Origin of the sequence: Streptomyces sp. CC53 (assembly GCF_001865245.1) — a bacterium.
Classification (GTDB): Bacteria; Actinomycetota; Actinomycetes; order Streptomycetales; family Streptomycetaceae; genus Streptomyces.
This window is the reverse complement of the sequence record NZ_MKXB01000169.1, coordinates 26806-49522: the sequence shown is the minus strand read 5'-3', so window position 1 is coordinate 49522 and position 22717 is coordinate 26806. Positions and strand designations below refer to the sequence as shown.

Here is a 22717-nt window from a genome sequence, read left to right as displayed (position 1 = left end):
TCCGGGCAAGGCCGCGCGGGGCGGCCCCTGCTGGCGGGCCGTCACCCCGTCAGGAGTTCGCCTTCGCGACGGCGGCGACCGCCTCCTTCGCGGCCTTCACGGCGCCCTCGACCATGTCCTCGCTGGAGGGCGCCTTCGCCCCCGCGTAGCCGGTGCCGTTGTACGAGACGGTGACCACCACGTTCTCCGTGCGGGCCACGACCACCGCGTAGCGGAAGTCCGCGTCGGTCTTCGTCAGGTCGTACGTGACCGTGGTCGCCTCGTTGCCGACGCCCTCCGCCGGGGCGGCGGCGACCTTCTTGGCACCTTCGAGGGTCTGCGTCTCGGCCACCTTGTCGGTGTACTTGCGCTGGGCCCGCTGCTCGGCGCTGCCGATCGCCTGCTCGGACTCGAAGCGCAGCAGCGACACGTCGATCCAGCGGTAGTCGGAGCCCTTGACGCCCTTGTCGTCCAGGCCGTTCCAGGAACAGGCGGCCCGGGCACCCAGGTCGGTGGACCGGCCCGGCGTGCCGCCCTTCTTCTTCGCCTCCGGCACCAGCTCGTCGACCGTCTTCTCCCCGAGGGTCTTGCACGCGTCCGGCAGCTTGGCGAACTTCGCGGGCGCGACGCTGGGCGAGGGCTTGGCCGAGGGCGACGGCGACGCGGAGCCGGCGGCCGCGGCCGAGGACGGGACGCCCGCCCCCTTGCTGCCGGACGCGTCGGAGTCGTCCGAGGAGCAGGCTGCGGTGACCAACAGCGCCGGGACGACGGCTGCACAGGCGAGTATGCGGGTGAGGCGCGGGGCTGATCGGTGCATGGTTCCTTCAGTCGGTCGCTCTGTCTGTCGCTTGTCGGCCGCTTGCCGGCCCGGCCACGTTAGCCCGATTCGGCTGCGCGTCGGCAGGTCCCGGATGTGCCGGGGCCGAGCCGTGACGGCGCTCACTCCTCGAAGCGGTCCGCCAGCTGACGGGCCAGTTTCCGTGCCTTGTCCTGCAGTTCCTCACTGTCCGGAACCTCACCGACACGCGCGGCCTGCGCCGCGTACCGCACGGTCACCAGGACGTTCGATGTGCGGAACACCACGCTCACGGTGCGCTGCTGGGCGGTGGCGCCCGCGGGGGTGACGACGTCGTTCAGGAACGCGATGTCGCCGAGACCCTCCAGCGCGCGGGGGAGCAGTTCGTCCGGGGTGGTCGACGGTGCGGGTGCCGCCGGGGCGGAGGCTCCGGCCGACGTGCTGGGCGCGGGCGCGGCTGTCTGGGCCTGCGGCCCGCCGCCCGTGTCGGCGGTGGCGCTCGGGCCGCCGGACGCGGACGGGCTCACCGCCCCGGCGGAGGCGTCCGGGGTGCGTGCGGGCAGCCCGGCCTCGGCCTCCTTGGTGGCGAAGACCTCCTGGGCGCGGTCGTCGTCGCTGACGGCCGGGTCGTAGGAGACGACGCGTTCGAAGTCCAGCGTGAGCTGGTGGCTGGCGGCGGCGCCGTCCGCCTTCCAACTGCACCCGGCGCGCCGGCTGCTGTCGTACGTGACGGAGGCGGCGCCCCGCAGGACGCGGTCGCGCTGCTCGGGCGGCAGTTCGGTGGCGCCGGGCAGCAGTTCCTGCAGGAGCGTCCGGCCCACGGAGCCGCACGGTTCGAAGAGGGTGCTGTAGCGGCCGGGTGCCGCTTCGGCGCCGGCGGCCGCGCCGGTCTTGGAGTCGAGCGCGGCGCCGCCGTCGGCGGAGCCCGAGGTGCATCCGCCGAGCCCGGTGGCGAGCAGCGCGACGAGCGCGGCCAGGCTGGGTGCGTACGCCCTTCGTTGCACGGTCCCGGGCTCCCTTCGCTGCGGGTCGACGCTGAAAACGGCTTGCCGGTGCTCGGCGGCCGGTGAACACAATGTGTATCGCACGCACAGCCGTCGCTGCCCTTCCACTGCCCTATGTGTGGCTACTGGCACCGGTTTTTGTGCTTTCGGGCTTTTCAGGGGGATAGAGGAACCATGTCGTACGTAGAGGTGCCCGGGGCGAAGGTCCCGATCCGGATGTGGGCGGACCCCGCCGCCGTGGAGGACGTCGCGATGCAGCAGCTCCGCAACGTCTCGACGCTGCCCTGGATCCAGGGCCTGGCCGTCATGCCGGACGTCCACTACGGCAAGGGCGCGACGGTCGGTTCGGTCATCGCCATGCGCGGTGCGGTCTGCCCGGCGGCGGTCGGGGTGGACATCGGCTGCGGCATGTCGGCGGTCAGGACGTCGCTGACGGCCGACGACCTCCCGGGCGACCTGTCGGGTCTCCGCTCGAAGATCGAGGCGGCGATCCCGGTCGGCCGCGGGATGCACGACGAGATGGTCGACCCGTCGCAGGTCCACGGCTTCTCGCCGACGGGCTGGGACGACCTGTGGAGCCGTTTCGACGGCGTCGCGGAGTCGGTCAGGTTCCGCCAGGAGCGCGCCGCCAGGCAGATGGGCACGCTCGGGGGCGGGAACCACTTCGTGGAGGTCTGCATCGACACGTCCGGCGCGGTGTGGCTCATGCTGCACTCCGGGTCCCGGAACATCGGCAAGGAGCTCGCCGACCACCACATCGGCGTCGCCCGGTCGCTCCCGCACAACCAGGATCTCGTGGACCGTGACCTGGCCGTGTTCGTCGCCGACACGCCCCAGATGGCCGCCTACCGCAACGACCTGTTCTGGGCGCAGGAGTACGCGCAGCACAACCGCGCCCTCATGATGGCGCTGCTCAAGGGCGTCGTCCGCAAGGAGTTCAAGAAGGCCAAGGTGTCCTTCGAACGGGAGATCTCCTGCCACCACAACTACGTGGCGGAGGAGCGCTACGACGGCATGGACCTCCTGGTCACCCGGAAGGGCGCGATCCGCGCGGGCAGCGGCGAGTACGGCATCATCCCCGGCTCGATGGGCACCGGCTCGTACATCGTGAAGGGCCTCGGGAACGACGCGTCGTTCAACTCCGCCTCCCACGGCGCGGGCCGCAGGATGAGCCGCAACGCCGCCAAGAGGCGGTTCACCGCGGGTGACCTGGCCGAGCAGACGCGGGGCGTGGAGTGCCGTAAGGACGCCGGGGTGGTGGACGAGATCCCCGCCGCCTACAAGCCCATCGAGCAGGTCATCGACCGGCAGCGCGACCTGGTCGAGGTCGTCGCGAAGCTGAAGCAGGTCGTCTGCGTCAAGGGCTGAGCCCGGGTCACAGCTCCCGGTGGACCTTGGTGTTCGACGCCTGGGCGCGGGGGCGGACGACCAGCAGGTCGATGTTGACGTGCGGCGGCCGGGTGACCGTCCAGGCGATGGTGTCGGCCACGTCGTCGGCCGTGAGGGGCTCGGCCACGCCCGCGTACACCTTCGCGGCCTTCTCCGTGTCGCCGTGGAAGCGGGTGGTGGCGAACTCCTCGGTCTTCACCATGCCCGGGGCGACCTCGATGACGCGCACCGGGGTGCCGACGATCTCCAGGCGGAGCGTCTCCGCGAGGACGTGGGAGCCGTGCTTGGCGGCCACGTAGCCCGCGCCGCCCTCGTACGTCCCGTGGCCGGCCGTGGAGGAGACCACCACGACCGTGCCCGCGCCGCTCGCCGTGAGGGAGGGGAGCAGCGCCTGCGTCATGTGCAGGGCGCCGATCACGTTGACCTCGTACATGCGGCGCCACTCGTCGGGGTCGCCGGTGGCGACGGGGTCGGCCCCCAGGGCGCCGCCCGCGTTGTTCACCAGGACGTCGCAGCGGTCGAGCGCGTCCGCGAGGGCGTCGACCGCCGCCCGGTCGGTGACGTCCAGGGGGTGCGCGGCCGCCTCGTGGCCCGCCGCGGTGAGCTCGGCGGCGAGGGCCTCGATGCGGTCCTTGCGCCGGGCCGTGAGCACCACGCGGTGGCCGGCTTCGGCGAGGCGGCGCGCGGTGGCCGCGCCGATGCCGCTGCTGGCTCCGGTGACGACGGCGACGGGGCGGGCGGCGGCGGTCATGGCGGGCGCTCCTCGCATGGGTCCTGTGGGCTGCGGGTGATCAGGCGCCAGCATAGGTGGCCCGGGTGAACGGGGGACACGGCCGCGTGGCTGCCGCGGTTCATACCGTCTGAAATGGATACCTTTCGGCCATGTCTGCGATGCGTAGAGCCGCCTTCGCGGTGGCTGCCGCCACGGCCGCGGCCGTGGGTGTCCCGCACCACGCGCTGGCCGCCGTGCCCGAGGCCGACGTGGCGCACCACGGGTACGCCGCACTGTCCTCCGGCGGGCGGCTGGACGTGCTGGTGCTGAGCCGGAACCTCGGGCCGTCGGATCTGGAGGACGCCACCCTGCGGGTCACGGTCTCGGTGCCGCTCGTGGAGGTCGGCCGCACCCTGCCCGCGGGGTGTCTGCGGGGCGGCGACCGGGTGGTGCTGTGCTCCACCGGGGCCCTGCCCGCCGACGGCACCGCGCAGGAAGTGGCCCTGCAACTCCAGGTGGCGGGCACGCCGTACGAGGTGACGGTGCGGGTCGACACCGTGTGGTGCGGCGGCGCGGCCGACCGGTACCCGGACGACAACGACCAGCGGGTGCTGGTGCCCGCCACCGGGGACCCGTACGCGTTCTGACCGGGGCGCGGTCACCGGAGTCGTGCCGCCGACGGTCGGGGAGGGGCGCGGAGGCGCCGGCGGGCGGCCGTGACCGGGGCCGGTGGTCCGGCGCCCGTACGCGACGGGGTCCCCGACTCCCGCGGCGCGCTGCCCGGCGGGTGGCCGGTACTGCTCCGGGATACCCGTCAGAGCGCCGGTGAAGGCCGCCCTGTTCGAGTCGACCGAGCTCGACCGGCCCGTGGAGTCCGCGGTCCGGGCGGGTCCCGCCGTCAGGCCGCCGTGCCGTCGCCGAAGTCGCGCAGGGCGGTGCGGACGATGGTGTCGAGGCGGGAGTGGTGGGCGCCCCGCCAGTAGACCCGGTCGCACGCGGTGCAGCGCGCGAACACGTCGTAGGTCCGCTCGGTGCCCTGCTCCAAGTGGTGCCGCACCTCGTCCTTGTGCGCCTCGGTGAGCTCGCCGTTGCAGGCGGTGCACCGGGTCCAGGGCGCGAGCCTTGGGGCGAACCGCTCCAGGACGTCCCGGAGCTGGTCGTCGGGCCGGTGGCTGTACACGTACGCGCCGGCCCAGAGCTCCCGGCGGCGCAGCAGGCCCCGGTCGCGGGAGAGCATCACGCGCCGCTCCTGTGCGGAGCGGGTGGCGAGCGCGGCGTCGCCGATGTCCTCGCTCTCGTACGCCGCGTCGACGCCGAGCAGCCGCAGGCGCCGGGCGAGGGTGCCGAGGTGGACGTCCAGGAGGAACCGGAGGGGCGCGCCGGGCACCTGCTGGGGGCGGTCGACCCCGCGCACCTCGATCTCCTCGCCGTGCGCGGGCACGTGCGAGGGGGCGACGGCCCGGCCGTCGGCGAGGAGGACGCCGACCTCGGTGAGGGGGACGCCGAGGGACTCGACGACGTGGCCGAGAGTGGACACGCCGTCGGTGGTGACGGCCGTGCGTCCGGTCCGGCGGGGGGCGGGTACGAAGAGGCCCAGGGAGGGGGCGAAGCGTATGTGGATCTCCGGTCCGTTCACGCGGCCAGGATGCCATCGGAGGCTGTGCCCGGCCAGGCGTTTTGGCCGCCCCTGGTGAGGGGGTTCCCGCCTGCGGGGCACGTAGCCGGGATGTTCCCGGTGCCGGGAGGGCCGGTCGTGTGCCGGTGCCGGTGCCACGCGCGGTGCCCTGTGCGCCGCTCGGGGCGCGCTCGCGGCGGTGGAGGCACACCGGTGGCCGCAGGGACGCCACCGGGTCAGGACCCCGGTGCCGCAGAATGCCGCTGACCGCTGACCGCTGACCGCTGACCGCTGACCGCTGACCGCTGACCGCTGACCGCCGGGGCCGGGGGCCGGTCGCGTGGCGGCCGCGCCCCGCTGCGGGGGCTACCCCCAGACCAGGCAGTACGGCTGGTGGCCGGCCTCGTGGAGGCGTACGGAGAAGTCCTGCCACTCGTGCAGCAGCCGGTAGACGGTGAAGGCGTCGCTGGGGCCGCTGCGGTCGGGGACGGTGGACCAGATGAAGGCGGCGGCGCCCACGGACTCCTCGCCGACGCCGCGCAGCGGGTCGACGACCGTCGTGGGGAGCTTCACCACGGCGTAGTCGGGGTGGAGGACGACCAGTTCGAGCGGGGGGACCTTGTGCAGGGGCATCCCCTGGAGGCCGGTGAGGACCATCGCGGCTATGGTCTCCGGCTTGATCTTCGTGAACAGGCCGCCCATGCCGAGCTCGTCGCCCCCGAGCTCCTCGGGACGCATGGAGACGGGGACCCGCGCGGCCGTGGCGCCGTTGGGGGCGCCGAAGTACTTGTACGTCACGCCCATGCCGCGGCCGCCCCTGCCGGCCAAGGGGTCACCGCTCATGGCCATGGGCCCGCCTCCCACGGGGGTGCCCCGCTCCGCCGCGTCGTGCCGCTCCGCCGCGTCGTGCCGCTCCGCCGCGGGGCCGTCCCGCTCCACGGGATCCCGCTGTCGCCGGTGCCTCCCCCGCCGGGCAGGCCCGGGACCCCGGTCGCCCGTCCCGTCGCCCCGTCCGCCACCGCGCTGCATATCTCCACCCGACTGCTTGCTGGGCGGCACGGTCCCCGCCGTGCGACCCGATCATCGTGTCAGTGACCTCCCCCGCGGGCGTGTGGTGAAACACCTGTTCCGCTGGAACGTCCGGGCCTCTGACACCATGGTTTCCGTGAGCTGTCCCTATGACGCCCCAGTTTCGCAGACGCGGAGGACTGGCGCCTTGCCCAGAAGAAGGTTCGGAAACCCTTCGTGAGCCTGCTGAAACAAGATCGTGAGGTAAGGACTCCCGATCGAGCAAGGGCGTCGGCCCGATCGCGTCAGTCCGGGGGTCCGGAGTGGCGCGAAAGGGGCCGCTGCTCGCGCGCCCGGTAGCTGCACGCCAGCCGTCCGCTGGCCGCCCGTCCACTCGTTCTCGCAGGTCAGGACTCAAGTGTCGTATTCATACGAAGCCCCAGTGTCACAGTCGCTCTTCGACCGTGCGTCCCGCGTGACGCCCGGCGGCGTGAACTCTCCCGTCCGGGCCTTCCGCGCCGTGGGCGGAACGCCCCGGTTCATGGTGTCCGGTACGGGTCCGTACCTCACGGACGCGGACGGGCGGGAGTACGTCGACCTCGTGTGCTCGTGGGGGCCGATGATCCTCGGCCACTCCCACCCGGAGGTGCTCGCCGCCGTGCAGGAGGCGGTGGCGCGCGGCACGTCCTTCGGCACGCCCGGTGAGGGCGAGGTGGCTCTCGCCGAGGAGATCGTGGCGCGGGTCGCGCCGGTCGAGCAGGTGCGGCTGGTGTCCAGCGGCACCGAGGCCACCATGTCGGCGATCCGGCTCGCCCGCGGCTTCACCGGGCGCGCCAAGGTGGTCAAGTTCGCGGGCTGCTACCACGGCCACGTGGACGCGCTGCTGGCGGCGGCGGGCTCCGGGGTGGCGACCTTCGGGCTGCCCGACACGCCAGGTGTGACGGGCGCCCAGGCGGGCGACACGATCGTGCTGCCGTACAACGACCTGGAGGCGGTGCAGGAGGCGTTCCACCGCCACCCGGGCGAGATCGCCTGTGTGATCACGGAGGCGTCCCCGGGGAACATGGGCGTGGTGCCGCCGCGGCCGGGCTTCAACCAGGGCGTGAAGGACGCGTGCGCGAAGAACGGCGCGCTGTTCGTCTCGGACGAGGTGATGACCGGATTCCGCACCTCGAAGGCCGGCTGGTACGGCGTCGACGGCGTGGTGCCGGACCTGATGACGTTCGGCAAGGTCATGGGCGGCGGTTTCCCGGCGGCGGCCTTCGGCGGCCGGGCGGACGTCATGGCGCACCTGGCCCCGGCGGGCCCCGTCTACCAGGCGGGCACGCTGTCGGGCAACCCGATCGCCACGGCGGCGGGCCTCGCTCAGCTGCGGCTGCTGGACGACGCGGCGTACGCGAAGGTCGACGCGGTCTCGCGGGAGATCCAGGGGCTGGTCACCGACGCGCTGGCGAAGGAGGGCGTGGCGCACCGGCTGCAGACCGCGTCCAACATGTTCTCGGTCTTCTTCACCGACCGCGAGGTGTTCGACTACGAGGACGCCAAGCGGCAGGAGTCCTTCCGTTTCACTGCGTTCTTCCACGCGATGCTGGCGGAGGGCGTGTACCTGCCGCCGTCGGCGTTCGAGTCCTGGTTCGTGTCGACGGCCCACGACGAGCGCGCGGTCGAGCGGGTCGCCGCCGCGCTCCCGGCCGCCGCCCGCGCCGCCGCCGAGGCGACACCGGAGGCCGCCGCATGAGCACGGGCAAGGACGTCACCGTCGTCCACCTGATGCGCCACGGCGAGGTGCACAACCCGGACGGCATCCTGTACGGCCGCCGCGCCGGCTACCACCTCTCGGAGCTGGGCCGGCAGATGGCCGACCGGGTCGCCGAGCACCTGGCCGACCGGGACGTCACGCACGTCGTGGCGTCGCCGCTGGAGCGGGCCCAGGAGACGGCGGCGCCCATCGCGAAGGCGCACGCCCTGGACCTGGCCACGGACGAGCGGCTGATCGAGGCGGGCAACGTCTTCGAGGGCAAGACCTTCGGCGTGGGCGACGGCGCGCTGCGCAGGCCGGGCAACTGGCGCCACCTCACCAACCCGTTCCGCCCCTCGTGGGGCGAGCCGTACATCGACCAGGTCGTGCGGATGATGGGCGCCCTGAACGCGGCGCGTGACGCGGCCCGCGGCCACGAAGCGGTGTGCGTGAGCCACCAGCTGCCGATCTGGATCGTGCGGAGCTTCGTCGAACGGCGTCGGCTCTGGCACGACCCGCGGCGACGGCAGTGCACGCTGGCGTCGCTGACGACGTTCACGTACCACGGTGACGCGATCGTGTCGGTCGGCTACAGCGAACCGGCGCGGGACCTCGTGCCGCCGCACCTGCTCGCGGGCGCGAAGCCGGTCAAGGGGAAGTCGAAGGCGTTCGGCGCGTAGCGCGCAGGCCCTGCGGGGGCGGCGGCTCCGCCCCCGCACCCCCGCGGCGGGGTGCCCGTCGTGTGGCGGGCCGCACCCGGGGCCGTGCTCCCGCGGCCGGGGTGCGCTCTTCCCCGTGGCCCGGTGCGGCCCGCCCCGACGCGCCGCGGCGGTTGCCCCGGTGCCGCAGCCCCGGGCGGGCGGGTCGGCCCGTGGCCGGGTGTGCCTGGCGGCAGGAGCCTGCGGCCACGGGATGCACGGGGCCTGTGGGCTGTTTTCGGCCAGAGTGATTCCGTACCAAGATCCCTGCATTTGCCTTCCCTTCGCTGCCCAGCAGCGGGAACCAGCGGTTCTTTTTCGCCATCTTTCCTGGTGCCGGTTCGGACGTACGTCCGGAGCACGCGAGCACGGAGGGGGAAGGCATGCGCGAGATCACCCGAAGGGCACTGCTGGGCGCCGGAGCCGGGACCGCCGTGACCGCCGCGGCGGCCGGTTGTGGGCTCGTCGACGGCGGCGGGGGCGGTACGGCTTCCCCGAGCCGCGGCGCCGACGGCAAGGGCGGCGGTCAGGGAGGGCGCGGCGGCGGTAGGTCCCAGGGCCGGCTCATAGGGGACGGCTCCACGGCCGACACGGGAAAGCAGCCGCACCAGCCCGAGCGGCCCGTGCCGCTGGAGCCGGGCCAGACGCCACCGCAGTTCGTGGTGTTCTCCTGGGACGGCGCGGGCGAGGTCGGGAACGGCCTTTTCCCCCGGTTCCTCGACCTGGCGAAGAACCACGGCGCCGCCATGACGTTCTTCCTTTCCGGAATCTATCTGCTGCCCGAGTCGAAGAAGACGCTCTACCGCCCGCCGAACAACCGCATCGGCGCCTCCGACATCGGATACCTCACCGACGACCACATCAAGGACACCCTCACCAACATTCGCCGCGCCTGGCTCGAAGGCCACGAAATAGGGACCCACTTCAACGGTCACTTCTGCGCGGGATCCGGCTCCGTCGGGAACTGGTCCCCGGAGCAGTGGCGCAGCGAGATCGACCAGGCGGTGGCATTCGTCACCGAATGGAAGACCAACACCGGCTGGAAGGACGAGGAACCGCTGCCCTTCGACTACCGCAAGGAGCTCGTCGGCGGGCGCACCCCCTGCCTGCTGGGGCGGGACGGCCTGCTGCCCACCGCGAGGAAGCTCGGCTGGCGCTACGACGCCTCCTCGCCCGGCGGCCTCCAGGTGTGGCCGGGCAAGCACCGGGGCCTGTGGGACCTGCCGCTCCAGGCGATGCCGTTCCCCGGGCACTCCTTCGAGGTCCTGTCCATGGACTACAACATCCTCGCCAACCAGTCCGGGAACACCACGAAGGGCGTGCCGTCCCGCTATCCCGGTTGGCGGAAGCAGGCGACCGAGGCGTATCTGAGCGGATTCCGCCGCGCCTACGAGACGAACCGCGCGCCGTTCTTCGTGGGAAACCACTTCGAACAGTGGAACGGCGGCATCTACATGGACGCCGTGGAGGAATCCCTCAAGGGAATGGCGGGCAAGAAGGACGTGCGGCTGGTGTCGTTCCGGCAGTTCGTCGACTGGCTCGACGCGCAGGACCCGGAGATCCTCCGGAAGCTGCGCGGGCTCGGTGTCGGGGAATCCCCTGACGGCGGCTGGACGTCGTACCTCCGGGTGTGACCGCTCCGCGGACATGATCACGAGGATCCGCTCGGCTTTCCTTATGGCGCCTTCACTTAGCCGGCGCTGACAAGGGGCTTCATGGGTCTTTCGGGCATCGCAGGGGGGTGGGCAAGATCCCGAAATGGGCCATGCGAAACTTTTCACATGAGCCTCAGCCGTGCCCCCCGAGGGCTTCTGCTCACCGCCGGTGCCGTGGCGGCCGTGCTCCTGCTCACCGCGTGCAGCGGTGACACGGGCAAGTCCGGCGGCGGCGGAAACACCAACTTCGTCACCAACGCCGGCGGCATCTCCACGGTCGCCAAGGGCGAGCGCCAGGCCCCCCACAGCCTTGCCGGTGAGACGCTGGGCGGCGAGAAGCTCGACGTGGCCGACTTCAAGGGCAAGGTCGTCGTCCTGAACGTCTGGGGCTCCTGGTGCGCGCCCTGCCGTGCCGAGGCGCCGCACTTCGCCAAGGTCGCGAAGGAGCTGAAGCCCGAGGGCGTCGAGTTCGTCGGCATCAACACCCGCGACCCGCAGAAGGACAAGGCCCTCCTCTTCGAGGAGGAGTTCGGCATCACCTACCCGAGCCTCCATGACCCCATCGGCAAGATCGTCGTCAACGGCTTCCCCCGGGGCACGCTGAGCCCGCAGTCCATCCCCTCCACCGTCGTCCTCGACCGCGACGGCAAGATCGCGGCACGGTCGCTGAAGGAGCTCGGCGAGGACGACCTGCGGTCCCTCCTCAAGCCGCTCATCGCCGAGAAGGCGTCGGGGAAGTAGCCGATGAACGACACCGTCCTCAGCGGGGCCCTCCTGCTGGCGCTGCCCCTCGCCCTGCTCGCCGGCCTGGTGTCCTTCTTCTCCCCGTGCGTCCTGCCGCTGGTGCCCGGCTACCTCTCGTACGTCACCGGGGTCACCGGTACGGACCTCGCGGAGGCGCGGCGGGGCCGCATGGCCGCGGGGGCTGCGCTGTTCGTCCGGGGGTTCACCGCCGTGTTCGTCTCCGGCGGCGCCCTCTTCGGGTACTCCGGGCAGACCCTCCTCTCCCACCAGGAGCTGCTCAACCGGATACTCGGCGTGGTCATGATCTTCATGGGGTTCTTCTTCATGGGGTTCATGTCCTGGGTGACCCGCCGTGAGTTCCGCTTCCACCGGCGTCCGGTCTCCGGACTCGTCGGGGCGCCGCTGCTCGGTGTGCTGTTCGGCGTCGGCTGGACCCCGTGTGTCGGGCCGACGCTCGCCTCCGTGAACGTCCTGGCCCTGAACGAGGCGAGCGCCGGGCGCGGCGCCCTGCTGACGTTGGCGTACTGCCTCGGCCTCGGCGTGCCGTTCATCGTGACCGCCGTCGCCTTCCGCAGGGCGCTCGGCGCCTTCGGCTGGGTGAAGCGGCACTACGTGTGGGTGATGCGGATCGGCGGCGGCATGATGATCCTGACCGGTGTGCTGCTGCTGACGGGGGCGTGGGGCGTCCTCGTACAGCAGATGCAGAGCTGGTCGCAGGGGTTCACGGTGGGAATCTGAGGCACGATGAGCAACACGGAACGCACCGGGGCGACGGAGTCGGCCGGGCACACGCAGCAAGCCCACCCGGAGCCCGCCGGGGCCCTGGGCGGCACCGGCGACCCCGAGAGCCCCGCCGGTGCGGAAGGCAGCAGCCGGCCACAGCCCGCCGGGCCCGCGGGCGGCACCCGGGGGCCGGAGCCCGCCGGGCAGCCGGACGAGCGCGGCGAGCCGGGCTCCGTCGAGTCGCAGGACGCGACCGGGCAGGGGTTGAGCACCGCGCCCGCCCAGGAGCCGGACGACTCCGTCACGCTCCCCGCTCTCGGTGCCGTCGGCTGGGTCCGCTGGTTCTGGCGGCAGCTGACGTCCATGCGGGTCGCGCTGCTGCTGCTGTTCCTGCTGTCCCTCGGCGCGGTCCCCGGCTCCCTCATCCCGCAGAACAACGTCGACGACACCAAGGTCCGCGCCTTCATGGAGGCGCACGAGACCCTCGGGCCGGTCTACGACAAGCTCCAGCTGTTCGACGTGTACAGCTCGGTGTGGTTCTCCGCGATCTACATCCTGCTGTTCGTCTCCCTCATCGGCTGCATCGTGCCCCGCACCTGGCAGTTCGCCGGCCAGCTCCGCAGCCGTCCGCCCGGCGCGCCCCGGCGGCTGACCCGGCTGCCCGCGTACGCGACCTGGCGCACCACGGCCACGCCCGACGAGGCCCGCGCGGCCGCGCTGCGGATGCTCCGCAAGCGCCGCTTCCGCAGCCATGTGGCGGGGGACGCGGTCGCCGCGGAGAAGGGCTACCTCCGGGAGGCCGGCAACCTCCTCTTCCACGTGGCGCTGATCGTGATGCTGGTGGCGTTCGCCTGCGGTCAGCTCTTCCGCTCCGAGGGCGGCAAGCTGATCGTGGAGGGGGAGGGCTACGGCTTCGCGAACACCCTCACCCAGTACGACGACTTCCGCTCCGGCAGCCTCTTCGGCCTCGACGCCCTGGAGCCGTTCAGCTTCGAGCTCAAGCAGTTCACGGGCACGTACGAGACGAGCGGTCCGCAGCGCGGCACGCCCCGCACCTTCGAGGCGGACATCCGCTACTCGGAGGGCGGCGGCCCCGAGAAGAAGGCCGTCGTCCGCGTCAACGAGCCGCTGAGGATCGGCGACGCCAAGGTGTACCTGATCTCCCACGGGTACGCGCCCGTGGTCACCGTCCGCGATGCCCGCGGCAAGGTGGTGTCCAGCGAGCCCGTGCCGCTGCTGCCGATCGACGCGAACGTCACCTCCACCGGCGTGCTCAAGGTGATGGACGGCTACCGCGACGCGAAGGGCGAGAAGAAGCAGCTCGGGTTCCCGCTCTTCTTCGTGCCGACGTTCGCGGGCAAGGGGCAGGGACAGATGTTCTCCCAGTTCCCCGGCCTGGCCTTCCCCGCGCTGAACCTGTCCGCCTACCACGGCGACCTGCGGGTCGACTCCGGCATCCCGCAGAACGTGTACCAGCTGGACACCAGCAAGATGACCCCGTTCAAGGACGGGAACGGAGAGATCTTCAAGAAGACGCTGCTGCCCGGCGAGACCATCACCCTTCCCGACGGGGCCGGTACGGTCACCTTCGAGAAGGAGATCCGCGAGTGGGCCGGCTTCCAGGTCTCCCAGCAGCCCGGCAACGGCTGGGCCCTCGCCGGTTCCGTCGCCGCGCTCGCCGGCCTGATCGGCTCGCTGTTCGTGCAGCGCCGCCGCGTCTGGGTCCGGGCCGTCGCGGGTGAGGACGGCGTGACCGTCGTCGAGATGGCGGGGCTCGGCCGCAGCGAGACCGCCAAGCTTCCGGAGGAGCTGGCCGAGCTCGCGGCCGAACTCCACGCCGTGGCGCCCACCGCACCGGAGCCCGAGGCTCCGGCGGCCGGCGCCGACACCGACCAGGCTGTTCCCGCCGAAGGGGCCAAGCAGTGACCGACATCGCCGCCGCGACCAACGAGAATCTCGCGCAGATCAGCAACGTCCTCGTCTACTCGGCCATGGCCGTCTACACGCTGGCGTTCCTGGCGCACATCGCCGAGTGGGTGCTCGGCAGCCGCAGCAAGGTCGGCCGCACGGCCGCCGCGCTCGCCCCCGCGCGCCGGGCCGCCGCGGCGCCCGCCGTCCAGGTCCGCACCGCGGGCGGCGGCACCCGGGTCCTGGACAAGCCGAAGGTCGTCACCCGCGCCGCCGCCGGCGCCCGCGACGTCCCGGACGGTCCGGGAGCCGCGGGCGGGGACGTCAAGGGCGATCTGTACGGGCGGATCGCGGTCTCCCTCACCGCCCTCGCGTTCCTGCTCCAGGCTGGCGCCGTCGTGGCACGGGCCCTGTCGGTGCAGCGGGCGCCCTGGGGCAACATGTACGAGTTCTCGCTGACGTTCTCCACGGTGGCGACCGGCACGTACCTCGCGTTCCTCCTCGCGGGGAAGAACGTCCGCTGGCTGGGCCTGCCCCTCGTGACGACGGTCCTCCTCGACCTGGGCGTGGCCACGACCTGGCTGTACACCGAGAGCGACCAGCTCGTCCCGGCCCTCGACTCGTACTGGCTGTGGATCCACGTCTCCACCGCGATCTTCTGCGGCGCGGTGTTCTACATCGGCGCCGTCGCCACGGTCCTGTACCTCCTGAAGGACAAGTACGAGGTGAAGGCGGCCGGCGGCGGGAAGCCGGGGGCGTTCGCGCGGTCCGTGATGGAGCGGCTGCCGTCGGCCGCGTCCTTCGACAAGCTGGCGTACCGGGTGAACGCGGCGGTCTTCCCGCTGTGGACGTTCACGATCATCGCGGGCGCGATCTGGGCGGGTGACGCCTGGGGCCGCTACTGGAACTGGGACCCGAAGGAGGTCTGGTCCTTCATCACCTGGGTCGCGTACGCCTGCTACCTGCACGCGCGGGCGACGGTCGGCTGGAAGGGCCGCAAGGCGGCGGTGCTGGCGCTGGTGGCGTTCGGCTGCTGGCTGTTCAACTACTACGGCGTGAACATCTTCGTGGACGGCCTGCACTCGTACGCGGGCGTGGAGTGACCCGGAGGCCACCCGCAGGCGGGCGTGGAGCGGTCCGGGGCCGGCCCCGGACCGCGCTGCGGTAGCGGCGCCGCGACGGCCGCGCGACGCTGGAGACATGGACGTCGCGCACGCCCCGCACGGCACGCGGACCGTCCGGCACGTGGTGCACCTGCCGCGCCCGGAGGAGGACGTCTGGCCCGCCCTCGCCGCACGGCACGGACTGCGGTCGTGGCTGGCCGCGGTCGAGGTGCTGGAGCCGCGGCTCGGCGGCGCGGTGGTGCTGCGGTGGCTGGACGACCCCGCCGGTGCGGCCCTCAGCGGCACGGTCACCGCGTGGGACGTGGAACGCGTCGTCGAGTACACGTTCCCGGGCGGAGCCGGCCGCGTCCGCTTCCACCTGGAGCCGGGGGAGCACGGTGACCGCGCGGCCACGGTGCTCCGCCTGACCCACACGTTCGACGGCCCGGAGGCGCTGGGCGAGCAGCAGGAAGCGGCCTGGCGGGTGCGCTTCGACCGGTTGGCGGCGGTGCTCTGACGGCGGCGCCGCTGCGGCTGCGGCCCCCGGCCGAGCAGGGGGCCGGCCCGGGCGCCGGGCTCGCTGCGGGGCGGCCTCCGTACCGTGGGCCGCCCCGCCGCCGCAGGTCACTGCCGCGGCGGCAGGCAGTCCTCCGACGGGGGCTTCCCCTCCGGCCAGGCCATCGCGACGAACACGGGCGTGCCGCGGGTCACCTGCACCACCGGCACCGCCTTGTTGTACGGGTTGCCGTAGTTGTCCAGGCAGATCCAGCCGCTCGCCCCCTGCACCTTCAGCGAGCCCTTCACCTGCGGCCACTGCCGTGCCACGTCCGCCACCGGCGGCAGGTGCCGCCCTGCCGGGGTCGCCTCGCGGACGGCCCGCACGGCCGCGCCCAGCGCGTCGTAGGCGATGATGGCCTGCCCGTCGGCCAGGGCGGTCGGCCCGATGGGCCCCGCAGGCGCCTTCGCGACCTCGGCGAGGGTCCGCACGAACGTGTCGTAGGCGGCCGTCGACCCGCCGGTCGCGGGCGCCTCGTACCCGTCGCGGGCGCGCCACGCGTCGGGGTGGGCGAGCGCCGCGTACCGGACCGTGAGGCCCTTCTCCAGCGCCGAGCGGTCGAGCTGCGGGTCAGCGCCGAGGTAGGAGCCCTCGTCGCCGGTGAGCACCGTGAACGCGCGGTCCTTGCAGCCGCGCGCGCCCAGGGCGTTGACGAACTGCCGCAGCTGGACGTGGCGCCCCGCGAAGAAGATCGTCTCCGCGCGGGTGTCGCACACCAGGTGGGTGATCTGGCGGAACGTGTTGGCCGTGGTGCCCTCGGCGTTCGGGTCCTCGTCCGAGGTGAAGAGCTGCGGCTCGTAGGGGGAGCGCGCGAGCAGCGCGGAGAAGGCGTCCTTCAGGGTGTCGGTGTAGTGGTCGCCGGTGCGGGTGTCGTGGACGAGGAGCGCCTTCGCGGCGTCGACCCGGCCGAAGTGGGCCAGCGCCCGCGCCTCGTCGCCGTTGGTGGGGGAGACCCGGGCGAGGCCCGGGTAGGGGGAGCCGCCGGGGCCGTTGGCGATGTCGTCGGCGGTGATGGTGGTCCCGACGGGGGCGATGCCCGCGCCGGTGAGCTCGCCGACGGCCGAGCGGACGGCGGTGGAGCTGGTGGCGATGCCGGACACGGCCCGCAGGTGGTGCGGTGCGCCCGTCATCGTCTTCAGCTGCTCGACGGGCACCTTCCAGTGTGTGTTGTCCTTGCCGGTGTTGGCGAGCAGCAGCCGGATCTTCGGAGCTTCGTTGTTCTGCCGGTTGGCGCGGTACTGCTGGGCGAAGGCGCCCTGGAGCTCGTGCCGCATCTTCGTGCGGAGGCCCGCGTCGGCCGATGTCAGCGGCAGCAGCAGCGCGATCGTGGCGTACTCGCCGTCCTCCAGGGACGCGTTCTCGCGGCCGATGGCGGCGGCGACCTGCGTCAGCCCGTCCGCGCCGAAGGCGTAGCCGTCCCCGGCGGTGGCGACGCCCACGCACTCGTCGCTGCCCACCGGGCGGACCACGCCGGGTGCGCAGGAGCGGTCCTCGGGCGTCGTGACGCGCCGGACGACCGTGACGGTGCCCCACGCCAGCAGGGCGAGCACCAGGGTGCTGGTCACGATCCGCTGACGGGTGGTGTAGAAGACGCGGTAGCGCAGGGGGTTGCGCATGCTCGTCACGCTCCGTCCTCGCTCCCCGGCGGCAACGACGGGCTCCGCCAGGCTCGGATGTCCCTCGGCCAGTGGGTGGCCGCGTCCCACAGCGCGCTGCTGCCCGTCAGGTGCCGGCCCGACAGCTGGCGCAGCTCGTACGCCATGCGTTCGACGACCTCGGCGTCGGGCAGCGCCAGCGGGTCGGTGAGCAGCCACAGCGCGTGCAGCAGCCGGCGCACCGCCATGTGCAGGGCCGCCGCGTCGCCGGTGAGCCCCGCCGGCGGCTCCCCGCCCGGGTCCTGCCCGAGGGCGAGCGCGCGCCGCGGATCGGGCCCCGGGCGGTGGACCTCGCGCGGGTACGGCGCCGAGGCGACGAAGCGCAGCCGGGCCAGCCAGCCCTGCACGTCCGGCTCCGGGAAGGAGGTGCGCAGCTCGGTCACCGCGCTCTCCGTGCTGCCCAGCGCCAGCTCCTGGCGCAGCCGGTACGGGGCGGGGCCCTGCCCGTAGTGGCTGCGGAGGGTCTCGTGGGCGGCCCGCCACGCGGCGTACGCGGGCGCGTCGCCGTCGTGGAAGCGCAGCCGGTGCAGCAGCAGGGCCCGCAGGAGAGGGTCGGCCACGAAGTGCGCGGGCTGCGCCGGGTGGGTGGGCCCGGTCTGCCAGCCGTCGGCGCGGAGCGCGTCGCGGGCCCGCAGCGCCACGTCGCCCTCCGCGGAGGCGGCGCGCAGCCGGGTGCGCGCCAGCACCCGGGCGGAGCCCTCGTCGTGGGCGGCGGCCAGCACCGCGAGCACCGCCGGTTCGTCGCGGTGCAGGCCGGGCAGCAGCTGGGCCAGCAGCGTCTCGGCGACCGGGACGCCGGGGGAGTCCTCGCGCAGGTCCACCGTCAGGTCCAGCAGTGCGCCCGGGGTGAGCGCGCCGCGCAGTGCCGCCGGCGCCTGGCCGGCCGCCCGGCCCAGCAGGTCCACGCCCAGCGGGCGGCCCCCGGTCAGCCGGTGCACGGCACCCGGCAGGTCGGCGGGGGTGTGCCCCGCCCGGTCGTACCCGTCGAACAGACTGCGGGTGTGGGCGGTGCTCAGCGGGGTGAGCGCCACGGCGAGGACGCCGGAGGTGATGTCGTCGCCGCGCGGGCAGGGCGCCAGGTGGGCGACCTCCGGCAGGCGGCGCCGGGTGGCGTGCCGCAGGCCCTCGTGGTCCGGGTGCAGGGAGGCGGCGATGACGACGAGCTGGTCGCGGCGGCCGTCGGCCCGGTCCCGCAGGAGGGGCTCGACGAGGCGGCGGCCGAGCGGGGCGTGTGCGTTGTCGAGGAGGACGACGGGCCGGCCCCGGCGGGTGCCCAGCCGCATGAGGCTGGTGTAGGCGCGGCGCAGGTCCTCCACGAGCGCGGCGACCAGGCGCCGCTCGGCCGTGGCGCGGCGCGGCCCGCCCTGCCGGAAGTCCACGGCCAGCCGGTGCAGGCCCAGCTTCCCGTTCCCGCCCGCGTCGCGGTAGGTGCCGTACCAGCTCTCCGTGCGGCGCTGGGAGCGGCCGAACACCTCCTCCAGCACGGTCTCCACGGTGGCCTCGGCGAGGACGCCGGCCATCGGGGCGGCGCCGTCGGCGACGGTCGCGGCGAGCTTGGCGAGGACCTTGCCGACCCAGGTGGTGCCCATGCCCTTGGCCTCGTCGACGGTCGCCATGACGGGAGCGAGCCGCTGGAGGTCGCGGCGGGCGCGCTCGTCGTCCTCCTGCGACCAGCCGATGCTGGCGACGGCCGCGAGGCCCAGGCACAGGCGGGGGAACGACACGGGGCTGGCCGCGAGCACGCGCGGCGAGAGCTGCACGGCGAGTTCGGCGAGGGCGCCGGTCACCGGGTTCCAGCCGGCGCCGTGCTCGGCGGGCTCCTCGACGTGCGCGCAGTCGAGGAAGGCGAGCGGGGTGCCGTCGCGGTAGGCGTTGCGGATCTGCTTGAGGAGGGCGGTCTTGCCCATGCCGCGGCCGCCGGTGAAGACGGTGACCGGGGGGTCGTCGCCGTGCTCGTAGGCGACGCCGGTGAAGCCGTAGGGCGCGAGGCCCGTCAGGCGGGCGACCAGACCGGTCGGATCGAGCACCGCCTCGCGGCCGTACAGCTCTCTGTCCACCCGCCGCCACCCCCCGTAGCGTCAGCGTCACAAGACATGTCCTGTCACACTTTCAGGTGCATGATAGCCAAGGGTGGTTGCCGTGTCGCGGAGAGTTTCGCACTGGTGCCGGGGTCGTCACCCGACCGTGACGCGCGCCGTGCGGAGCACCACCGCAACCGGAGGCGGCCCCGTGCGGGCCGGGGCGCGGGGCGCCGGCGGAGAGGGGCCCGGCTGCCGGGCCGCGCGGGGCGGCGGGGCCCGTACGGGCCGGGGGCCGAAGCCGGGATGCGGACGGGGCTCGCCCGGCGCGGGGCACGTCGGGGCCGAGGTTCAGGGCTGGTGCGCCGGCCGGTGCGTCCCTTCGGCGTGAGGCCCGGGGGCAGCGGCGTGCAGCCCGGGGTTCAGGACCGGGGCGTGTCGCCGCCGTCGCCGTGCTGCTCGCCCTTCTGACCGCCCCGCCGGCCGTCCTGGCCGCCGTCCTCCTCGCGCTGCCTGAGCTCCTCCTCGCGGCGCCGCAGGTCGGCCTCCCAGTCCTCGAAGAGCGCCTCGTCCTTCTTCTTGTTCTGCTCGCGCAGGGACTCCAGGAACTCGGGGTTGTCGTCCGGGGCGACCCACTGCGCCCGGGAACCGCGGCGCCCCTCCCCGGCGGCGCCGCCGGCCGCCACGCGCCGGTTCCTTCCCGCCACGAGCCACACGATCGGGCCGACGACCCAGAACAGCAGGATGATGAAGACCCAGGCCACCTTCGGCAGGTGCTTCACCTCGTCCTCGGGGGTGTTCAGGCAGTCGATGAACGCGAAGATCGTCAGGACGATCGGCAGGATGAACATCAGTGCCCTGAGCATGTGGGACAGCCCCCTGGATGCGTTGGCGGGCCGCGTGCGGCAGCCCCGGTGACCCGTCCAGCGTAGCCGGTGGCCCCCGGCCGTCCGGGGGGCCGGCGTGCGCCCCGCCAGGGGCCCGCCAGGGGCGCGGCCGGGGCCATCCCGGATACTGGGCGCATGGCTTACGACGATCTCCGCTCGCTGCTCAGGGCGCTGGAGCGCGAAGGCGACCTCAAGCGCATCAAGGCCGAAGTCGACCCGCACCTGGAGGTCGGCGAGATCGTCGACCGGGTGCAGAAGGCGGGCGGCCCCGCGCTGCTCTTCGAGAACGTCAAGGGCTCCGCGATGCCCCTGGCGATGAACGTGTACGGCACCGACCGCCGGCTGCTCAAGGCGCTCGGGCTGGAGTCGTACGACGCGATCAGCGAGAAGATCGGCGGCCTGCTGAAGCCGGAGCTGCCGAGCGGCTTCGTCGGGGTGCGGGAGGCGTTCGGGAAGCTCGGCGCGATGACGCACGTGCCGCCGAGGAAGGTGAAGGACGCCCCCGTCCAGGAAGTCGTCCTCCAGGGCGACGACGTGGACCTCGACGCGCTGCCCGCGCTGTTCACCTGGCCCAAGGACGGCGGCTCCTTCTTCAACCTCGGTCTGACGCACACCAAGCACCCCGAGACGGGCGTGCGCAACCTCGGCCTCTACCGCCTCCAGCGCCACGACCGCCGCACCATCGGCATGCACTGGCAGATCCACAAGGACAGCCGCAACCACTACCAGGTGGCGGCGCGCAGGGGCGAGCGCCTGCCGGTCGCCATCGCCTTCGGCGCGCCCCCGGCCGTGACGTACGCGTCCACGGCCCCGCTGCCCGAGGACATCGACGAGTACCTGTTCGCCGGCTTCGTGCAGGGCAGGCGGATCGAGATGGTGGACTGCAAGACGGTCCCCCTCCAGGTCCCGGCGCACGCCGAGGTCGTCCTGGAGGGCTGGCTGGAGCCGGGCAAGATGCTCCCGGAGGGCCCCTTCGGCGACCACACCGGGTTCTACACGCCGCAGGAGGACTTCCCCGCGCTGACCATCGACTGCGTGACGATGCGCCGCCGCCCGCTCCTCCAGTCGATCGTCGTCGGCCGCCCGCCGACGGAGGACGGACCGCTGGGGAGGGCGACCGAGCGCTTCTTCCTGCCCCTGCTGAAGGTCATCGTGCCAGACATCGTGGACTACCACCTGCCGGAGTCCGGCGGCTTCCACAACTGCGTGATCGTCTCGATCGAGAAGAAGTACCCGAAGCACGCGCAGAAGGTCATGCACGCCATCTGGGGTGCGCACATGCTGTCGCTGGAGAAGCTGATCGTGGTGGTCGACGCCGACTGCGACGTGCACAACTACCACGAGGTGGCGTGGCGCGCCCTGGGGAACGTCGACTACTCCCGGGACCTGACGGTCGTGGAGGGCCCGGTCGACCACCTGGACCACGCGTCGTACCAGAAGTTCTGGGGCGGCAAGGCCGGCATCGACGCGACGCGCAAGCTCCCCGAGGAGGGCTATGTGCGGGACGGCGGCTGGCCGGACATGATCGAGTCCGACCCGGAGACGGCGGCCAGGGTGACCCGCCGCTGGAAGGAGTACGGGCTGTGACCGCGGCGGAGGGCGCCGTCTCCGCGGCCGCCCCGCAGCCCGGCAGGGTCAGGGCGTTCCTGCGCCTGGTGATGATCGAGCACTCGGTGTTCGCCCTGCCCTTCGCCTACATCGCGTCGCTCACGGCGATGCTCCTCGACGGCGGAGGCAGCGTCGACTGGTGGACGCTGCTGCTGGTCACCGTGGCGATGGTGGGCCTGCGCACCTTCGCGATGGCCGCGAACCGGATCATCGACCGGGAGGTCGACGCCCGCAACCCGCGCACGGCGGGCCGCGAGCTGGTCACGGGCGCGGTGTCGGTACGCTCCGCCTGGACCGGCGCACTGATCGCCCTGGTGGTGTTCCTGGGCGCGGCCGCGCTGCTGAACCCGCTGTGCCTGGCGCTCGCACCGGTCGCCGTCGTCCCGATGGTGGTCTACCCGTACGGCAAGCGGTTCACGGACTACCCGCAGGCCATCCTCGGCCTCGCCCAGGGCATGGGCCCGGTCGGCGGCTGGCTCGCCGTCACCGGGGAGTGGTCCTGGGACGCGGTGGTCCTCGGCCTCGCGGTCGGCGTGTGGATCGGCGGCTTCGACCTGATCTACGCCTGCCAGGACGTCGACTCGGACCGCGAGACGGGCGTGAAGTCCGTGCCCGCCCGCTTCGGGGTCCCGGCCGCGATCCGCAGCGCCCGCGTCTGCCACGCCGTCACGATGGCGCTGTTCGTCTGGTTCGCCGTCCTCACCGGCGCCGGCCCGCTGCTGTGGCTGGGCCTGCTGATCGTCGCCGGGGCGTTCGTGTACGAGCACACGATCGTCCGGCCGCACGACCTGTCCCGCCTGAACAGGGCGTTCTTCACCGTCAACGGTTTCATCGGCATGGCCCTGTTCGTGTGTGCGGTCCTCGATCTGGCGGTGCGCGGGCTGACGGTCTGAGTAGCGTGCGCCCTACCATCGAGTGCAA

The 22717-nt window shown here is 73.1% G+C and carries 20 protein-coding genes; 12 read left to right on the top strand and 8 right to left on the bottom strand.

The window, feature by feature from the left end:
- Positions 1-49: 49 nt before the first annotated feature.
- Both BJP40_RS20510 and BJP40_RS20505 read right to left on the bottom strand, forming a co-directional pair.
- The gene (locus tag BJP40_RS20510) at positions 50-796 is read right to left on the bottom strand and encodes a DUF3558 domain-containing protein (RefSeq protein ID WP_071281621.1); all 747 of its coding nucleotides are present in this window, start codon (positions 794-796) and stop codon (positions 50-52) included.
- 122 nt (positions 797-918) lie between these two features.
- Positions 919-1779 carry a hypothetical protein gene (locus tag BJP40_RS20505; protein ID WP_071281620.1) on the bottom strand — a complete coding sequence of 287 codons (861 nt, stop codon included), beginning with the start codon at positions 1777-1779 and terminating at the stop codon, positions 919-921.
- 174 nt (positions 1780-1953) lie between these two features.
- Between BJP40_RS20505 and BJP40_RS20500 the strand changes: the two genes are divergently transcribed.
- Entirely contained in the window at positions 1954-3147 is a 1194-nt protein-coding gene (locus tag BJP40_RS20500; RefSeq protein ID WP_071281619.1) for an RtcB family protein, read from the top strand.
- Between the two features lie 7 nt (positions 3148-3154).
- On the opposite strand, the gene BJP40_RS20495 is transcribed toward BJP40_RS20500, so the two are convergent.
- Positions 3155-3919 (bottom strand): SDR family NAD(P)-dependent oxidoreductase, encoded by a 765-nt coding sequence (locus BJP40_RS20495; RefSeq protein WP_071281618.1) that lies wholly within the window; start codon positions 3917-3919, stop codon positions 3155-3157.
- Positions 3920-4050: 131 nt separating this feature from the next.
- On the opposite strand from BJP40_RS20495, the gene BJP40_RS20490 reads away from it, so the two are divergent.
- Positions 4051-4527 (top strand): hypothetical protein, encoded by a 477-nt coding sequence (locus BJP40_RS20490; protein WP_071281617.1) that lies wholly within the window; start codon positions 4051-4053, stop codon positions 4525-4527.
- 251 nt (positions 4528-4778) lie between these two features.
- Here the strand turns inward: BJP40_RS20490 and BJP40_RS20485 are convergent, their stop codons facing one another.
- Together BJP40_RS20485 and BJP40_RS20480 are read right to left on the bottom strand one after the other, a co-directional pair.
- Positions 4779-5516 (bottom strand): Mut7-C RNAse domain-containing protein, encoded by a 738-nt coding sequence (locus BJP40_RS20485; protein WP_071281616.1) that lies wholly within the window; start codon positions 5514-5516, stop codon positions 4779-4781.
- A gap of 345 nt (positions 5517-5861) precedes the next feature.
- Positions 5862-6524, bottom strand: a complete 663-nt coding sequence (locus tag BJP40_RS20480; RefSeq protein WP_079171332.1) for a hypothetical protein — start codon at positions 6522-6524, stop codon at positions 5862-5864.
- Positions 6525-6921: 397 nt separating this feature from the next.
- On the opposite strand from BJP40_RS20480, the gene hemL reads away from it, so the two are divergent.
- The 8 genes from hemL (at position 6922) to BJP40_RS20440 (ending at position 15589) form a co-directional block, all read left to right on the top strand.
- On the top strand, positions 6922-8241 hold the full coding sequence (gene hemL / locus BJP40_RS20475) for a glutamate-1-semialdehyde 2,1-aminomutase (protein WP_071281615.1): 1320 nt from the start codon (positions 6922-6924) through the stop codon (positions 8239-8241).
- On the top strand, positions 8238-8921 hold the full coding sequence (locus tag BJP40_RS20470; protein ID WP_071281614.1) for a histidine phosphatase family protein: 684 nt from the start codon (positions 8238-8240) through the stop codon (positions 8919-8921). Before hemL ends, BJP40_RS20470 begins: the two co-directional genes overlap by 4 nt.
- 401 nt (positions 8922-9322) lie before the next feature.
- On the top strand, positions 9323-10573 hold the full coding sequence (locus tag BJP40_RS20465; protein WP_071281613.1) for a hypothetical protein: 1251 nt from the start codon (positions 9323-9325) through the stop codon (positions 10571-10573).
- Positions 10574-10720: 147 nt separating this feature from the next.
- On the top strand, positions 10721-11335 hold the full coding sequence (locus BJP40_RS20460; RefSeq protein ID WP_071281612.1) for a TlpA disulfide reductase family protein: 615 nt from the start codon (positions 10721-10723) through the stop codon (positions 11333-11335).
- Positions 11336-11338: 3 nt separating this feature from the next.
- On the top strand, positions 11339-12076 hold the full coding sequence (locus BJP40_RS20455; protein ID WP_071281611.1) for a cytochrome c biogenesis CcdA family protein: 738 nt from the start codon (positions 11339-11341) through the stop codon (positions 12074-12076).
- 6 nt (positions 12077-12082) lie between these two features.
- On the top strand, positions 12083-13987 hold the full coding sequence (locus BJP40_RS20450; RefSeq protein ID WP_079171330.1) for a cytochrome c biogenesis protein ResB: 1905 nt from the start codon (positions 12083-12085) through the stop codon (positions 13985-13987).
- Complete coding sequence (gene ccsB, locus BJP40_RS20445; protein WP_071281610.1) at positions 13984-15072, top strand: c-type cytochrome biogenesis protein CcsB; 1089 nt, start codon at positions 13984-13986, stop codon at positions 15070-15072. The genes BJP40_RS20450 and ccsB overlap by 4 nt, the downstream gene beginning before the upstream one ends.
- A 97-nt stretch (positions 15073-15169) precedes the next feature.
- Positions 15170-15589: an SRPBCC family protein gene (locus tag BJP40_RS20440; RefSeq protein WP_071281609.1), complete on the top strand. Its 420-nt coding sequence runs from the start codon at positions 15170-15172 to the stop codon at positions 15587-15589.
- A gap of 107 nt (positions 15590-15696) precedes the next feature.
- Here BJP40_RS20440 and BJP40_RS20435 read toward each other — a convergent pair whose 3' ends face one another.
- The 3 genes from BJP40_RS20435 to BJP40_RS20425 all read right to left on the bottom strand — a co-directional run bounded on the left by BJP40_RS20435 (position 15697) and on the right by BJP40_RS20425 (position 20167).
- Complete coding sequence (locus BJP40_RS20435; protein ID WP_071281608.1) at positions 15697-17244, bottom strand: ABC transporter substrate-binding protein; 1548 nt, start codon at positions 17242-17244, stop codon at positions 15697-15699.
- Positions 17245-17249: 5 nt separating this feature from the next.
- A complete protein-coding gene (locus BJP40_RS20430) occupies positions 17250-19340 on the bottom strand; it encodes a hypothetical protein (RefSeq protein ID WP_071281607.1) in 2091 nt (696 codons plus the stop codon).
- A gap of 383 nt (positions 19341-19723) precedes the next feature.
- On the bottom strand, positions 19724-20167 hold the full coding sequence (locus BJP40_RS20425; protein ID WP_071268602.1) for a PLD nuclease N-terminal domain-containing protein: 444 nt from the start codon (positions 20165-20167) through the stop codon (positions 19724-19726).
- Positions 20168-20323: 156 nt separating this feature from the next.
- Between BJP40_RS20425 and BJP40_RS20420 the strand changes: the two genes are divergently transcribed.
- A complete protein-coding gene (locus tag BJP40_RS20420) occupies positions 20324-21775 on the top strand; it encodes a menaquinone biosynthesis decarboxylase (protein WP_071281606.1) in 1452 nt (483 codons plus the stop codon).
- The gene (mqnP, locus tag BJP40_RS20415; RefSeq protein WP_071281605.1) at positions 21772-22689 is read left to right on the top strand and encodes a menaquinone biosynthesis prenyltransferase MqnP; all 918 of its coding nucleotides are present in this window, start codon (positions 21772-21774) and stop codon (positions 22687-22689) included. The genes BJP40_RS20420 and mqnP overlap by 4 nt, the downstream gene beginning before the upstream one ends.
- The last annotated feature ends 28 nt before the right edge of the window (positions 22690-22717 follow it).